The 14,214-nt window shown below is 67.9% G+C and carries 14 protein-coding genes; 8 read left to right on the top strand and 6 right to left on the bottom strand.

The annotated features are described in order from the left end of the window. The first annotated feature begins 2 nt into the window (after positions 1–2). Positions 3–1,556 (top strand): efflux MFS transporter LfrA, encoded by a 1,554-nt coding sequence (gene lfrA / locus BST17_RS24585; RefSeq protein ID WP_083061521.1) that lies wholly within the window; start codon positions 3–5, stop codon positions 1,554–1,556. Here lfrA and BST17_RS24580 read toward each other — a convergent pair. From BST17_RS24580 to BST17_RS24570, 3 genes are all read right to left on the bottom strand, one after another. Next, a complete protein-coding gene (locus BST17_RS24580) occupies positions 1,504–1,950 on the bottom strand; it encodes an anthrone oxygenase family protein (RefSeq protein WP_234807807.1) in 447 nt (148 codons plus the stop codon). The two genes, lfrA and BST17_RS24580, sit on opposite strands and share 53 nt — an antisense overlap. Before the next feature lie 59 nt (positions 1,951–2,009). Further along, positions 2,010–3,320: an ICP22 family protein gene (locus tag BST17_RS24575; RefSeq protein WP_133053579.1), complete on the bottom strand. Its 1,311-nt coding sequence runs from the start codon at positions 3,318–3,320 to the stop codon at positions 2,010–2,012. Between the two features lie 503 nt (positions 3,321–3,823). Then, positions 3,824–5,137 carry a carotenoid oxygenase family protein gene (locus tag BST17_RS24570; protein WP_083061519.1) on the bottom strand — a complete coding sequence of 438 codons (1,314 nt, stop codon included), beginning with the start codon at positions 5,135–5,137 and terminating at the stop codon, positions 3,824–3,826. 66 nt (positions 5,138–5,203) lie between these two features. Between BST17_RS24570 and BST17_RS24565 the strand changes: the two genes are divergently transcribed. The 7 genes from BST17_RS24565 (at position 5,204) to mftM (ending at position 11,032) form a co-directional block, all read left to right on the top strand. Next, positions 5,204–5,722, top strand: a complete 519-nt coding sequence (locus BST17_RS24565; protein WP_083061549.1) for a PadR family transcriptional regulator — start codon at positions 5,204–5,206, stop codon at positions 5,720–5,722. Between the two features lie 81 nt (positions 5,723–5,803). Further along, entirely contained in the window at positions 5,804–6,457 is a 654-nt protein-coding gene (locus BST17_RS24560; protein WP_083061518.1) for a PadR family transcriptional regulator, read from the top strand. A 20-nt stretch (positions 6,458–6,477) separates the two neighbouring features. Then, positions 6,478–7,155, top strand: coding sequence for a hypothetical protein (locus BST17_RS24555; protein ID WP_083061517.1), 678 nt, complete (start codon positions 6,478–6,480; stop codon positions 7,153–7,155). Then, a complete protein-coding gene (locus BST17_RS24550) occupies positions 7,152–7,886 on the top strand; it encodes a class I SAM-dependent methyltransferase (protein WP_083061516.1) in 735 nt (244 codons plus the stop codon). Before BST17_RS24555 ends, BST17_RS24550 begins: the two co-directional genes overlap by 4 nt. A 10-nt stretch (positions 7,887–7,896) precedes the next feature. Then, the gene (locus BST17_RS24545) at positions 7,897–9,390 is read left to right on the top strand and encodes a glutamate-cysteine ligase family protein (RefSeq protein ID WP_083061515.1); all 1,494 of its coding nucleotides are present in this window, start codon (positions 7,897–7,899) and stop codon (positions 9,388–9,390) included. Between the two features lie 20 nt (positions 9,391–9,410). Then, entirely contained in the window at positions 9,411–10,082 is a 672-nt protein-coding gene (locus tag BST17_RS24540; RefSeq protein ID WP_083061514.1) for a class I SAM-dependent methyltransferase, read from the top strand. A gap of 74 nt (positions 10,083–10,156) precedes the next feature. Beyond that, positions 10,157–11,032 (top strand): mycofactocin oligosaccharide methyltransferase MftM, encoded by an 876-nt coding sequence (gene mftM / locus BST17_RS24535; protein ID WP_083061513.1) that lies wholly within the window; start codon positions 10,157–10,159, stop codon positions 11,030–11,032. On the opposite strand, the gene mnoR is transcribed toward mftM, so the two are convergent. Genes mnoR through BST17_RS24520 form a run of 3 tightly spaced genes read right to left on the bottom strand, consistent with a single transcriptional unit; the run spans position 11,029 to position 14,194 of the window. Further along, positions 11,029–11,676, bottom strand: a complete 648-nt coding sequence (mnoR, locus tag BST17_RS24530) for a two-component system response regulator MnoR (RefSeq protein WP_083061512.1) — start codon at positions 11,674–11,676, stop codon at positions 11,029–11,031. The two genes, mftM and mnoR, sit on opposite strands and share 4 nt — an antisense overlap. Then, on the bottom strand, positions 11,673–12,989 hold the full coding sequence (locus BST17_RS24525; RefSeq protein WP_234807806.1) for a MadS family sensor histidine kinase: 1,317 nt from the start codon (positions 12,987–12,989) through the stop codon (positions 11,673–11,675). Before BST17_RS24525 ends, mnoR begins: the two co-directional genes overlap by 4 nt. A gap of 8 nt (positions 12,990–12,997) precedes the next feature. Continuing rightward, positions 12,998–14,194 (bottom strand): iron-containing alcohol dehydrogenase, encoded by a 1,197-nt coding sequence (locus tag BST17_RS24520; protein WP_083061510.1) that lies wholly within the window; start codon positions 14,192–14,194, stop codon positions 12,998–13,000. Positions 14,195–14,214: the final 20 nt, after the last annotated feature.

Here is a 14,214-nt window from a genome sequence, read left to right as displayed (position 1 = left end):
CAATGACCACCCATTCCGGTGCGACCGCATCGGTGACATCACCGGCGACCACACCGCGTCGCGCCTGGCTGGCGCTGGCGGTTCTCACGCTGCCGGTGATGCTGATCGCCATCGACAACACCGTGCTGGCCTTTGCGCTGCCGGCCATCGCCGAGGACTTCCGTCCACCGGCGGCCACCCAGCTGTGGATCGTCGACGTGTACTCCCTGGTGCTGGCCGCCCTGCTGGTCGCCATGGGCAGCATCGGCGACCGGATCGGCCGACGCCGGCTGCTGCTGATCGGCGGCGCCGGATTCGCCGTCGTATCCGCGGCCGCCGCGTTCGCTCCCAGCGCCGAGATGCTGGTGCTGGCCCGCGCGGTACTCGGCTTCTTCGGTGCCATGCTGATGCCCTCGACGCTCTCGCTGATCCGCAACATCTTCACCGAGGCATCGGCCCGACGGCTCGCGATTGCCATCTGGGCGTCCTGCTTCACCGCGGGCTCCACCCTCGGGCCGATCGTCGGCGGTGCGTTGCTGGAGCATTTCCATTGGGGTGCAGTCTTTTTGATCGCGGTGCCGATCCTGCTGCCGCTGCTGATCCTGGCCCCGAAGCTGGTCCCGGAGTCCAAGGACCCCAATCCGGGCCCACTGGATCTGGTCAGCGTCGCGCTGTCGTTCATCGCGATGTTGCCGTTCGTATGGGCCATCAAGACCGCCGCCCACGACGGTCTGTCGGTGGTCGTGGTGGCCGCGTTCGCACTGGGCATCGCTGCCGGTGTGCTGTTCGTCCGGCGCCAGACCCGCAGCGCCACACCGATGCTCGACATGGCGCTGTTCAGATCCGGCCCGTTCACCTCCTCGATCCTGGCGAACTTCCTGTCCATCGTCGGACTGATCGGGTTCATCTTCTTCGTGTCCCAGCACCTACAGCTGGTGCTCGGACTGAGCCCGCTGATGGCAGGCCTGGTTACCTTGCCGGGTGCGGTGTTGTCGATGATCGCCGGCATCTCGGTGGTCAAGGCCGCCAAGCATTTCTCGCCGCAGGCGCTGATCGTGTTCGGCCTGGTGTTCGTGGCGGCCGGCTTCATCATGATCCTGCTGTTCCGTCACGACCTTTCGGTGACGGCTGTGATCGTGTCGTTCCTGGTCCTCGAGCTCGGTGTCGGAGTGTCGCAGACCATCTCCAACGACACCATCGTGGCATCGGTGCCCGCGGCGAAAGCCGGTGCGGCGTCGGCGGTCTCCGAGACCGCCTACGAGCTGGGCGCGGTGGTCGGTGCGGCCACCCTGGGCACCATCTTCACCGCGTTCTACCGGGCCAATGTCGAGGTGCCCGCGGGGCTCACCCCGTCGCAGACCGGCGATGCCGCCGAGAGCATCGGCGGGGCCACCTCGGTGGCCCGCGATCTGCCGCCGGCGACGGCCGAGAAGCTGCTGGAGTCCGCGCACACCGCGTTCGACTCCGGTATCGCGCCGACGGCCTCCATCGCCGCGGTCCTCGCGCTGACCGCGGCGGTCGTCGTCATCGTTGCATTCCGGCGTACGCCAGCAGCGCCGCACCCAGCAGACCGGTGACCGTGCGGACGTGGTTCCATGCGGTCCACGGGCCCAGGTAAGCCGGCCAGTCCAGGCCGGCCTCCAGCCGGTTGTTCAGCGGCACATTGAACCCGATGGTGACGATGACCGGAACGAGCGCCAGCAGCGCGCCGGCGATCAGCACGGGATCACGCTGTGAAACGGCGATTACGGTGAGCACCACTGCCAGCAGGCCGGTACCGAGGAACAGCACCAGAAACGGCGCATTCGCTTGAGCCTCGGCGTTGATGCCACGCATGGCGGTCGCCGCCTGGGCGGGGTCGGTGCGGTCGAGGCCGCGCATGACGAAGGTGGAGAACGCATAGAACAGGCCGCCGACGGCCGCACTGGCGACCGCGGTGACGAGAGTCAGTACGAGCACGGGGCTGGTCACGGTAAGAAGTCTCCCCCGCCGAAGCGACGGGGGAGACTTCTCTGTCGATATGTGCCGAGTCAGGCTGCGGCGCGCGAACCCGAGTCCGATGAGTCCGAGCCCGAACCGGACTCGCTCTTCTTCGAGTCGGACCCGCCCTTGTCGGAGTCCGCCTTGCCGGAGTCCGCCTTGTCGGAGTCCGCCTTGCCGGAGTCCGTCTTGTCGGTGTCCGTCTTGTCGGTGTCCGTCTCGCCCTTGTCGCCGGACGCAGCGTCGTCCTTCAGGTCGCCCTTCGGGTCGTCGTCGGCGTCGGTGTCCGTCTCGTCCGCGGCACCCTCATCAGCACCGTCGGTGTCGGACGCCGGCTCCTCCTCGGCCACCGGCTCCTGCACCGCGGGCTCCTCGCCCACCGGCTCCGCGACGGGTTCCTCGGCCGCGGGCTCCGTGGCGGCCGGCTCCTCGCCGACGCTCTCCTCGGTGTTGCCGACCGGGGTCACGGCCGGCGCCCCGCCATCACCGGGCGTCTGCACGCCGGGGACGGAGATGGTCACCGTGTCCGCGGCCGCGGTGGGAAGGCTGGTGACCTCGGCGGTGCGGGTTGCGGTCGCCGGCTGACCTGCCTTCAGCGCGTCGACGATCACGCCGCGGATGTAGGGCACCGTCTGGACCATGAAGTCGCTGATGTGGGTGATCGCATTCAGCAGCACATCGGCCACGCCATTCTGCAGGGCGTTGATCACGTTGATCGGATTCAGCGTGCCGATCGACTGCAGCACCGACTCGGTGACATTCACGAGGTTCTGCAACACCGGGGTGGTGCCGACCGGGAACCCGATCCCGATGAAGGTCTGGGCCAGGGCCACGGTGAGCGCGAGCCCGGACTCGAACGCCGCCGCGACCAGTTCCTGCCCGACCGCAAAGGGCCGTTCGAACGCCGCCTGCAGCGGCACGGTGACGCCCGTGATGAAGTTCAGGATCGGGTTCAGCCCACTGGCGACGAGGCTGTCGATGGCGCCGTTGACATCGCCCGTGCGCAGGATCGCTCCGGCCGCCTGCAGCGCGGCCGGCAACCCCTGGACCAACTCGGTCAGTGCGGCACCGCCGCCGTTGACCGCGGCCAGCAGCTGCCGGACGGTGTACTCCTGATTGGCGAAGATCTGCCGCAGGATCGGGAAGGGATCGGCGAACTCGGCCTGCAGCGTCTCCCGAATCAGGTCGCCGGCGGCATTGACCACCGGGGTGAAGACCGTGATCGGGTTGTCGATCGAGGCGGTGAGGTTGACCGCGGGCAGGTGCAGATCCGCCCGTGGCGCAATCGGCGCCACCGCGATCACGCTGGCCCCCACGAGTGCGACACCGACTGTGACATACGGCTTCATCGTCAGTTGCATGGACATTCTTCTTTGCCATCCCTTCACACAGATCCCCCGGACCGGACAGAACTTACCCATAAGTAAGTTGTCGTCAAGGAAGATCTGCGAAGTTTCAGGAACTGACAAATTGCGCGCGGCGACAGGTTGCGCTTTCGTAACGTAGCTGGTGAAGGCGTGTTTCACGCGTGCTCGCCACGGCAGCAAACGAAGTCATTCGCTACGGCAATAATCCCGGATGGGATCGAATGGCTTTACCTCTCAACCTTTCGATACGCCTGTAACGAATTTGCCATGCCGAGTTACTCACCAGTACTGACCTGCGTGATCTGTCGCACAATGCCAATGGTCAGTGGTTTACACCACTGCGGTTACTGTCCAAAGTCGGCCGCACATCATCAGACACTGGACGCACCCCGATATCCATATTCAGCAACGCGGGGGTCGGCAGAGCCGGGTGTAGCCGCACCGCGGCGCGGGGTCGACGCCGCTGCGAATCGCGCGTCTCACATGGTGAGACGCCCTCAGGCCGGCACCCAGTTGCCGTGGAAGCCGAACGGCACCCGTTGTGGGAGCGCGATGGTCGCCACCGGGTCCCCCGCGAAGTCCGAGGCATCCAGGATCACCAGATCGCTCCCGTCCCGGACCGGATCGTAGACATAGCTGATGTACCAACCGTTGCTCTCGTCGGCGGGTCCCGGGCCGGGAACGAAGACCGCCTCCCCGGACACCGCGGGGCCGAACGAGTGCGTCACCGCCGCGCCGGTGTTCAGGTCGTGGCGCACCAGTTCGGTCTGGCCCACCGAGACGGCATACCGGGCCGGCATCCCGGCCAGCCGGTCGTCGATGCGGGGGAACTCGACGGCCAGATCATCGAGCTGGCGCTCGGCCACTGCGCCGCGGATTAGATCGATGCGCCACTCCCACATGACCGCGCGCTCGGCGAACCCACCGTCGGTGCGCCACAACTCTGGATACCGGGCTGCCTGCAGCACAATGGAATTCGCGTCGTCGAACGCGTTGGCCACATGGAAGACATAACACGGGTCGATGTCGAACCAGCGGATCTCACCGAACGGGTCATCGCGGCGCAGCACGCCGAGCCGGGCCCCGTACTCGTCGTTCCACCGGAAGGGCATGTCCCCCTCCCCATTGGCGGCCACCGCCACGTCGAAGACCACCGGCAGATCCATGAAGACGACGTGCCCGGCGGTCATCGCGAAGTCGTGCATCATGGTCAGCGCCTGCACATCGACCGGGCGATCGATGATCAACTCGCCGTCCGCGGCGACGCGGTGATACGTGACGTACGGGGCGGTGAGACTGCCGTAGCCGAAGAAGTGCATCTCTCCGGTGGTCGGGCAGATCTTGGGATGGGCGGTCATGGAATCGGTGAGCTTGCCACCGAAGTCGTACGCGCCCAACGTCTCCAGCTCTTTGCCGATTTCGTAAGGGAACGACGATTCGACCAGGGCCAGCGTGCGCCCGGCGTGATTGACGACGTGGGTGTTGGCGACCGCCGCTCGCAGGTTGCGCGATCCGTCGGCGTTGTACAGCGGGAAAGGCTCGACGAAGCTGTCCGTGCGCACCCACCGGTTGCGGTACCACTTGGCCGCCCCGCCCTCGATACGGACGCCGTGGATCATGCCGTCGCCGGCGAACCAGTGCCCGGTGGCCGCACGCGGATTCGGGCCGTTGCGCAGATACCACCCGTCCAACTCCGGCGGGATGGCGCCCCGGACGGGCAGGTCGTATTCGGTCAGTTCGTCGGCGACGGGCGCGTAGTTCCCACGCCGGAAGAAGTCACCGGTCTCGGGCAGTGCGGAGGCTGTGGTCATGGATCCACCATCACATTCCACTAGTGACATGTCAAGAGTGGAATGTACAGCCGGTACGATCCGGTCATGAGTTTGCGAATGGCGGCGCTGGGCATGCTCGCCCAGCAGCCGGGCAGCGGGTATGACCTGCTCAAGCGGTTCGAGGTATCGATGGCCAATGTCTGGCCGGCGACCCAGAGTCAGCTCTACGGCGAGCTGAACCGGCTCGCCGATCACGGGCTCATCGAGGTCACCGAGATCGGCGCGCGCGGTCGCAAGGTGTATCAGGTGACCGAAGCGGGTCGCGGGGAACTGTTGCGGTGGATCACCAATCCGCAGGACGACCCGCCCTACCGCAGCCCGGAACTGCTGCGCATCTTCCTGCTCGGCGAACTGCCGCCCGCCGAGGCCGCCGCGCATGTGCGTGGCCTCGCCGAATACGCCGAGTCCGAGTTGGCCAGGCTGACCGCGCTGCGCGACAGCCTGAGGTGCGCGGAGACCGAGGGCGACTTCTTCGGACTGGCCGCGCTGCAGTACGGGCTGCGTTTCCAGGCCATGCAGGCCGAGTGGGCGCGGTGGCTCGAATCGGCCATCTCCGATATGTGACGTTGCATCCCGATAGTTTCCGATATATCGTCAACGTATCGGAGGCGCATTCCGCGCCGCCCATACAAAAAGGAACAACCCATGAACACCCCCTTCACTCCCTTCGCCTCACCCGGCCCCTTCGGATTCGACCGTCGCCATGCCCGGCGTGAGTTCCGGGACCAGATCCGGGCTCAGGCCGGTGGCCCGCAGGGTCCCTTCGGTCCGGGTTTCGGCTTCGGGCCGTCCTTCGGACCCGGCTTCGGCTTCGGTCCCGGCGGTCCGCGTGGCGGCCACCGCGGACGCGGCGGCCGCGGTCGTGGCCGGCGCGGCGACGTCCGCACCGCGATCCTGGCCCTGCTCGCCGAGCGACCGATGCACGGCTACGAGATGACCCAGGAGATCGCCGCGCGCAGCAACGGTCTGTGGAAGCCCAGCCCGGGCTCGGTGTATCCGACCCTGCAGCTCCTCGTCGACGAAGACTTGATCGTCCCCACCGAGACCGAAGGCAGCAAGAAGACCTTCGAACTCACCGACCAGGGGCGCACCGCGGCCGAGACGATCGAGACCCCGCCGTGGGAGGAGATCGCCGACGACGCCGACCCCAATGAGGTCAACCTGCGGGCCGCACTGGGCCAACTGTTCGCCGCGGTCGCGCAATCCGCCCATGCCGCGGGCGAGGAGCAGCAGCAACGCATCCTGGATATCGTCAACAACGCACGTCGCGAGGTCTACCAGATCCTCGGCGAGGAATGACTCGCTAGCATCGGGTCACGATGAACACCAACACCCTCGTCACCTACCTGGTGCCCGTCGTCGTCGCGATCCTGACCGCGGCCGGTGGCGTCGTCGGCGTCAGCTTCCGCGACGCGGACGCCTACGACCGGCGGCGCGGGATGTGGCTGTGGATGTTGGTGATCGCAACGGGCATCGTGACCATGGCGGCGATGGACACCGCCTCCGGTGTCGGTGCACCGATCTCCGCGGCCGGGCTGACCGTGTCGGCCTGCGCCGCGGCGGTCGGCACCCATTTCCTTTGGCGCCGTATCGTTCCCGACTCCGAACCGCGCACCGTCCGGCTGGCCCGGATCGCCATCGGCCTGGCGGTCGCCGTCATCGTCGCGTCGGTCGCGCTGACCTACGTCGCCGGCAAGGGGTGCCGGCAGGCCGAACCGCTCATGCGGACGGCCTGGGTCGAATCCGGTTACGCCCAGCCCGGCATGCCCGGCCAGGGACCGACGCCGGGTGAGGTCGCCGACTGGGCGAAGCGCATCCGGGCCGATGCCGACAAGGTGACCGCGGGCGGCGTCGGACCCCGGGCGCAGCGCCTGGCCGATGTCGCCGACGAGATCGCCGCCGCCAACGCCGACGGTGACTGGGCACGCCAGGCACTCATCAGCACCGAGTACTTCGATGTTCTCGGAACGTTTCTCAGACAGTGCCAGCCCCAATGACCGGGATCGAGGACATGCCGCGTGGTGGACCCCACGCGTCCTGTCTCGACCGGTTGTTGTGGACCGGGCGGCAAGAGTATCTGGACCGCACCGACGTGGATCCGTCGGTCAAGCGCAGCGTCGTCGACGCGCTGGACTGGACCGGACGCGTCTTCGGCAACCACGAGCAGTACGCCCACCTCGCCCTCGCCGAGATCGCCGAGGTCCCCGACCCACGCATTCTCGAACTCGGCGCCGGGCACGGGAGGCTGTCGGCCACGCTGCTTGAGGCCCACCCGAGCGCGCATGTCACCGTCACCGACATCGAGGCGGACTCGGTGGCCGCGATGGTCGCGGGCCCACTCGGCGCGCATCCGCGCGCGACGGTGCGAACCATGGATGCCACCGCCATCGACGCGCCGGACGCCGGGTTCGCACTCGCGGTCTTCGCGCTGTCCCTTCACCACCTACCACCGGCCGCGGCGGCCGCGGTGCTGGCCGAGGGCACCCGGGTGGCCGACAAGTTGCTGATCATCGACCTCCCCCGGCCGCCGGCCCCGCTGCACGTCCTGCGGTTGGCGAGCATGCTGCCGCTGGCGCCGTTCATCCCGTTCGTGCACGACGGCCTCATCAGCTCGTTGCGCAGTTACAGCCCGGCGGCCCTGCGCGCATTGGCCGACCACGCCGGCGTGGACATCGAATTACGCAGCAGTCTGTTCGGACCGCAGATCGCGATCGCCACCCGGGTCTAGTCTCGACGCTGTGGGCGAAGAGGTTTCAGGCACGGAGTTCAGCCGCGCACAGCGCCGCGAGTACCGGCGCAAGGTCCAGCTGTGCCTGGACGTGTTCGAAACGATGTTGTCGCAGTCCAGTTTCGAGTTCGACCGACCACTCACCGGCATGGAGATCGAGTGCAACCTCGTCGATGACGACTACCAACCGGCGCTGCGCAACCGCGAGGTGTTGGCCGCGATCGCCGACCCGGCCTATCAGACCGAACTGGGCGCCTACAACATCGAGTTCAACGTGCCGCCGCGGCCGCTGCCCGGCCGGTCGGCGCTGGACCTGGAGGCCGAGGTCAGGGCCAGCCTGAATGCCGCCGAGGCCAAGGCCGACGCCCACGGCGCACACATCGTGATGATCGGCATCCTGCCGACCCTGCTGCCGGAGCATCTGCAGTCCGGTTGGATGAGCGATTCGACGCGCTACCAGGCTCTCAACGACTCGATCTTCACCGCCCGCGGTGAGGATATCGACATCGACATCGCCGGACCGGAACGGCTGTGCCTGCAGTCGGCCGATATCGCGCCCGAATCCGCTTGCACCAGTATGCAACTGCACCTGCAGGTGTCACCGGCCGACTTCGCCAAGAACTGGAACGCCGCCCAGGTGCTGGCCGGACCGCAACTCGCGCTCGGCGCCAACTCGCCCTACTTCTTCGGCCACGAGCTGTGGGCCGAGACCCGCATCGAGTTGTTCGGTCAGGCCACCGACACCCGGCCCGACGAACTCAAGACCCAGGGCGTCCGTCCCCGGGTGTGGTTCGGTGAACGCTGGATCACCTCCATCTTCGATCTCTTCGAAGAGAACGTCCGGTACTTCCCGTCCCTGCTGCCGGAACTCTCGGACGAGGATCCGGTCGCCGAGCTCGCCGCCGGCCGCACACCGCAGCTGTCCGAACTGCGCCTGCACAACGGGACGATCTACCGCTGGAACCGGCCCGTGTACGACATCGTCGGCACGGGTGCCGACGCCAAGCCCCATCTCCGGGTCGAGAACCGGGTGCTGCCCGCCGGCCCGACGGTGGTCGACATGCTGGCCAACTCGGCGTTCTACTACGGCACGCTGCGGGCGCTCACCGATGACGACCGCCCGCTGTGGACGAAGATGAGTTTTGCTGCGGCAGAGCACAATTTCAACGCCGCGGCACGTCACGGCATGGACGCACGGCTGTACTGGCCGGGCCTGGGCGAGGTGACGCCCGACGAGCTGGTGCTGCGCGAGCTGCTCCCGCTCGCGCACGAGGGGCTGCGTCGCTGGGGGGTGGCCGCCGATGTGCGGGACCGCTTCCTCGGAGTCATCGAGGGCCGGGCGAAGACCGGACGCAACGGCGCGGTGTGGCAGACCACCACCGTGCACGCGCTCCAGGAGCGCGGGCTGGCGCGGCCGGCCGCGCTGGCCGAGATGCTGCGGCTCTACTGCGAGTCCATGCACTCCAATGCACCCGTGCACACGTGGGAGACACCCACGCCGTAACGGAGCGTACGTTGGATGTCATGGCCTCCGAGGTACTGGATTGGGACAGCGCATACCGCCAGGATGGCCAGTTCCAGGGGTCACTGCCATGGGACATCGGCGAACCACAGCCCGAACTCGCGGCCCTGATCGCCTCGGGTGCGGTACGCAGCGATGTGCTCGACGCCGGCTGCGGGCATGCCGAGCTGTCACTGTCCCTGGCCGCCGACGGATATCACGTGGTCGGGCTCGACATCTCCCCGACGGCCATCGCCGCGGCAAACCGTGCCGCACAGGCCCGCAACCTGCGCAACGCCGCCTTCGCCCAGGCCGATATCACCACGCTCACCGGTTACGACGGGCGATTCAACACCGTGATCGACTCCACGCTGTTCCACTCCATCCCGGTCGAGCACCGGCCCGGTTACCTGCGTGCGGTGCACCGGGCCGCCGCGCCCGGGGCGACCTTCATCGTGCTGGTCTTCGCCGCAGGCGCCTTTCCCGCCGAGTTGGAGACCAAGCCGAATCAGGTCACCGAGGCCGAATTGCGCCACGCCGTGTCGGCGCACTGGACCGTCGACGAGATCCGACCCGCCTTCATCCATGCCAACATGCCCAGCGGTCCCGGGGCACCCTTCGAACTCCCGGCCCACGATCGCGACGACAAGGGCCGCACCAAGATGCCGGCGTTCCTACTTCTGGCACACAAATGACTGGCCGATCGGGCAGGTAAGACCGCCCGTTCGGCCGTGGGCGGCGCCGGCGTCGGTCAATAGCGTTGTGCACCATGACGGTTGCAGCGCTCGGCCCGGCCAGGATCGATCCCCTGGCTTCGGCGCAGGCCGGCTCCTGGAGCGGTGCCGGCGTCCAGGTCCGGCGACGCCGCGACGGGCACCGGTGGCACCCCGGTTCGGTGTGTACGCCCCGGTTCTGTGCGCGCCGCGATGACGGCCTGCTCATCATCGAGCACGACCTGAGCGCCGACGAGCTCTCCGATGGCCTGGCCGTGCTGCTGACCGAGGAGCTCGGACAGACCGGAATCCTGTGTGGTCAAGCTGATTTCGAGGCGGTCTTCACCGGGATCGTGCGCTCCACGGTGCCCGGCGGTCTGGCTGCCTGGGTGCGCTTCTACCGCAATTCGCTGTATGCGCTGGAATCCGGGGGCGCGGCGTTCTCCCCGATACATGACCGGGCCGCCGGGCTGGTCACCGGTGCCCGATTGCTCGACCTGGGTTCGTGTTTCGGCTTCTTCCCACTGCGGATGCGCCGGCTCGGGCATCAGGTGGTGGCCACAGACCTGAGCGGCCCGACCATGGCTCTGTTGGACCGGGTGAGTACGGCGCTGGACCGCCCGGTGCAGACTCTGGTCTGTGATGCCGCTCGGGTGCCGCTGCCCGCCGGTGCCGCCGACACCGTGACCGTCCTGCATCTGCTCGAGCATCTGGGCCCGGATGCCGGTGCCGCGGTCCTCGACGAGGCGCTGCGCCTGGCCCGCCGACGGGTGGTGATCGCGGTGCCGTTCGAAGACGAACCGCAGATCTGCTACGGCCACGTCCGGACGTTCGACATGGCCGCCCTGCGTGAGCTCGGCGCCCGGCACCACGGCGTACACGCCTCGGTGTTCGAGCACCACGGCGGCTGGCTGGTGCTCGACCGGGACTAGATCAACCCGCGTTTACTGGCCGCGTAGACCGCCTCGGCCCGACGGCTCACCGCCAGCTTGCGCATGATGTTGCTGACATGGAACTTCGCCGTGGTCGCCGAGATGAACAACGTCTCGCCGATCTTGGCGTTGGACAGTCCCGCCGCCAACAACCGCAGCACCTCTATCTCGCGATCGGTGAGCTGCTCACGCGGCTCGGAGCGCCCACTGAGGGAGCGCACCACCGCCGCCGCGCTGCGTGAGTCAAAGGCACTGTCGCCCACCGAGATGGCTCGGATCGCGCGGACCAGTTCGGTGGTGTCGACATCCTTGACCACATAGCCGCGGGCGCCGGCGTGCACGGCGCGGACCACCAGATCCTCGTCCAGGAAGGTCGTCAGTACCAGCAGACCGAGATCGGGGTGGGCGGCAGAGAGCTTGCTACACAGCGACAAGCCCTCGAAGTCCGACCCGGCGGACAGTTTGAGATCGAGCAGCACGACATCCGGATGTACCGCGTCGACCATCGCCTCGGCCTCGGGTTCCGACGATGCCTCCCCGACCACGACGAGGTCGTCTTCACGTTCCAGCAGGGAGCGCAACCCCTGACGCAGGATGGCGTGGTCGTCGACCAGTGCCAGTCTGATCACCCGTGTCAGCGTCATCGGCCTGTTCCTTCCCTGGGAATGGTCGCGGCCACCCGGACCCCACCGATCCGCGACCGGTGCACCGTGAAGCTGCCGCCGTGTTCGCGGCAGCGGGCCAACATGTTGGCCAGTCCCCGGTGGTGGCCGTCGACGTCGGCGGCGTCGGCCAGCCGCAGCATCAGTCGCAGCTTGTCCGGATCACCGGTGCCGTCATCGGAGATGGACAGAGCCACCGCCGCCGGGCCGTACCGCAGCCGGACGATGGCTCGCGTGGCCGCGCCGTGCATGGCCGTGTTGAACAGCGCCTCCCCGGCCACCCGCAGCAGCGCATGTTCCACGGCGCTGGGTAATTCGGCCACCGCACCCTCCACCTTGAGTGTCACGCGCAGATCCTCGGGCATGTGCACGGTGGCCAGCTGTTCCAACATCTCGGGCAGCGTGGATCGGCCGGCGTCCTCGGGGTGGTTCAGGGCATAGATCGCCGAACGCAACTGTTCGGTCGCCGACCGGGTCAACGTCTTGGCGATGTCGAGGCGCTCGACCAGGTCGGCGTCCCCGCCACGCGATCCGATCTCGCTGCGGCACACCTCGATCTGCATGCCGGCCGACAACACGGTCTGGGTCACGCTGTCGTGCAGCTCCCTGGCGATGCGGTGTCGCTCGTTGTCGAGTACCTGATGTCGTTGCGCCGCACCGAGTTCACGCTGGGTGGCCAACAGCTCGGCGTTGCGGGCCTCGGACTGCGCCAACAGCGCCTGCGAGCGTTGGAACAGCTCGCAGTTGTGCAGCGCGACCGCGGTCTGGCTGGACAGGATCCGCATCACCGTCTCGTCGGTGGCGTCGAGGCTGCGGTGCGTCGGGGTCCACGCCGCGAAGGCACCGATCACCCCGCCGTCGAGCTCGATCGGAACGTGGGCATGGTGCGGTTCGATGACCGGCAGCCGGAACTGCGCCAACTGGCCGCGCAGAATATCGTTGAGCCGGTTGAGAACCGCATCCGGCAGGTGCGGCACCGGATGGTCGGCCCCCGACAGTCCCTCGAAAGAGTAGGCGCGCCCGTCGGCATCGAGGATGAGGTGGCGCGGCCGGGCTTCGGGCAGGGCACCGTCGGCCAGCGCCAGCAACACCCACTCGGCGCCGAGGTGCACCCGGGCCGCATCGGCGGCCGCCCGCACCAGCTTCTCCGGCCCGTTGACGGTCTGCACCAGCGCCCGCGAGATGGCGTCCAGCGCAGCGATGACACGTTCGGTGCGCTGCGCGGCGACCCGGAATTCCGGGTAGAAGGTCGGTTTGCCGGAGCGGACGCCGGTGAGCCGCTCGAGATCGGGCATCCGGGCCCTCACAGCGCGGCCCGGAACAGTGCCCGCAGTTGGTCCTCGTCCGCCGACCGCGGGTTGGTGGTGATGCAGGCATCGGCCATGGCATTGCGCGCCAGCACCGGTACGTCGTCCGCACGCACGCCGAGGTCGGCCAGGCCGCGCGGAACGCCGACCCGGCGGGCCAGGTCCTGTAGCCGATCCGCCAGCGCCAGCGCAGATTCCAGTTCGGGTGCCCGTGCGTCGGCGATACCCAGACAGGCGGCGATGGTGGCGAACGGTGCCGGATCGGCTTCGGCGTTGAATCGCACCACGTGCGGCAGCAACACCCCGTTGATGACGCCGTGCGGCAGGTCCAGCAGCCCGCCGACCTGGTGGCTCATCGCATGGGCCGCCCCGAGGATGGCGTTGGTGAAGGCCAGGCCGGCCTCCAGTGCCGCCTGCGCCATCAGCACGCGCGCGCTCAGTTCGTGCGGCCGCTCGATGGTGCTCACCAGGTTCTCGGTCACCATCACCACCGAGCGCAGCGCGTGATGGTCGGTCAGTTGGTTGTGTCCCAGCGAGACGAACGCCTCGATACCGTGGGTCAACGCATCCAGTCCGGTTGCCGCGTTCAGCCATTCGGGCATCGTGGTGAGCAGCCGCGGATCGATGACGGTGATATCGGGAACCAGGGCGCGGCCCAGAATGGTGATCTTGGTGTTGCGGGTGGTGTCGGTGACGATGCAGAACTGCGAGACGTCGGCACCGGTCCCCGATGTCGAGGGCAACACCACCAACGGCGGGATCGGCATGGTCGCCTTGTCCACGCCGGCATAGTCCAGGATGTTCCCGCCGTTGGCCGACAGGATCGCGATGCCCTTGGCCGCGTCGATCACCGAGCCACCACCGAGGGCGATGAGAACGTCACAGCCGTGCGACCGGTAGAACTCGTGGCCCGCCGTGATCTCGTGATCCTTGGGATTCGGCGTGAGCGCACTCCATACCTGCGCCCGCACTCCCTGGGCATCCAGGTGGCCGACGAGCTCGTCGACCCAACCCGCCTCGATCAACCCCGGATCGGTGACCAGCAGCGGCCGCACCCCGCCCAGCCGCAGCGCGGCGTGCGCCGCCTCGGCCATCGAATCGATGCCGAAGACGATCTCGGGTGCGTGGAACTTCAACAACCGGGTCGGCACCCGGTCGGCCAGCGTCGCACTGCTCTGCTGTGTGATCCACATAACACGCCCAGCCTACGTCG

Source organism: Mycolicibacterium bacteremicum, assembly GCF_002086115.1.
Classification (GTDB): domain Bacteria; phylum Actinomycetota; class Actinomycetes; order Mycobacteriales; family Mycobacteriaceae; genus Mycobacterium; species Mycobacterium bacteremicum.
This window is presented reverse-complemented; position numbering and strand designations above follow the sequence as displayed.

Excerpts from the sequence above, each read along its gene's own strand:
- lfrA (WP_083061521.1), top strand. The coding sequence starts at position 3 with ATGACCACCCATTCCGGTGCGACCGCATCGGTGACATCACCGGCGACC.
- BST17_RS24575 (WP_133053579.1), bottom strand. The coding sequence starts at position 3,320 with ATGCAACTGACGATGAAGCCGTATGTCACAGTCGGTGTCGCACTCGTG.
- BST17_RS24520 (WP_083061510.1), bottom strand. The coding sequence starts at position 14,194 with ATGTGGATCACACAGCAGAGCAGTGCGACGCTGGCCGACCGGGTGCCG.
- BST17_RS24525 (WP_234807806.1), bottom strand. The coding sequence starts at position 12,989 with ATGCCCGATCTCGAGCGGCTCACCGGCGTCCGCTCCGGCAAACCGACC.
- BST17_RS24550 (WP_083061516.1), top strand. The coding sequence starts at position 7,152 with ATGACCGGGATCGAGGACATGCCGCGTGGTGGACCCCACGCGTCCTGT.
- mnoR (WP_083061512.1), bottom strand. The coding sequence starts at position 11,676 with ATGACGCTGACACGGGTGATCAGACTGGCACTGGTCGACGACCACGCC.
- BST17_RS24565 (WP_083061549.1), top strand. The coding sequence starts at position 5,204 with ATGAGTTTGCGAATGGCGGCGCTGGGCATGCTCGCCCAGCAGCCGGGC.
- BST17_RS24570 (WP_083061519.1), bottom strand. The coding sequence starts at position 5,137 with ATGACCACAGCCTCCGCACTGCCCGAGACCGGTGACTTCTTCCGGCGT.
- BST17_RS24560 (WP_083061518.1), top strand. The coding sequence starts at position 5,804 with ATGAACACCCCCTTCACTCCCTTCGCCTCACCCGGCCCCTTCGGATTC.
- mftM (WP_083061513.1), top strand. The coding sequence starts at position 10,157 with ATGACGGTTGCAGCGCTCGGCCCGGCCAGGATCGATCCCCTGGCTTCG.
- BST17_RS24555 (WP_083061517.1), top strand. The coding sequence starts at position 6,478 with ATGAACACCAACACCCTCGTCACCTACCTGGTGCCCGTCGTCGTCGCG.
- BST17_RS24540 (WP_083061514.1), top strand. The coding sequence starts at position 9,411 with ATGGCCTCCGAGGTACTGGATTGGGACAGCGCATACCGCCAGGATGGC.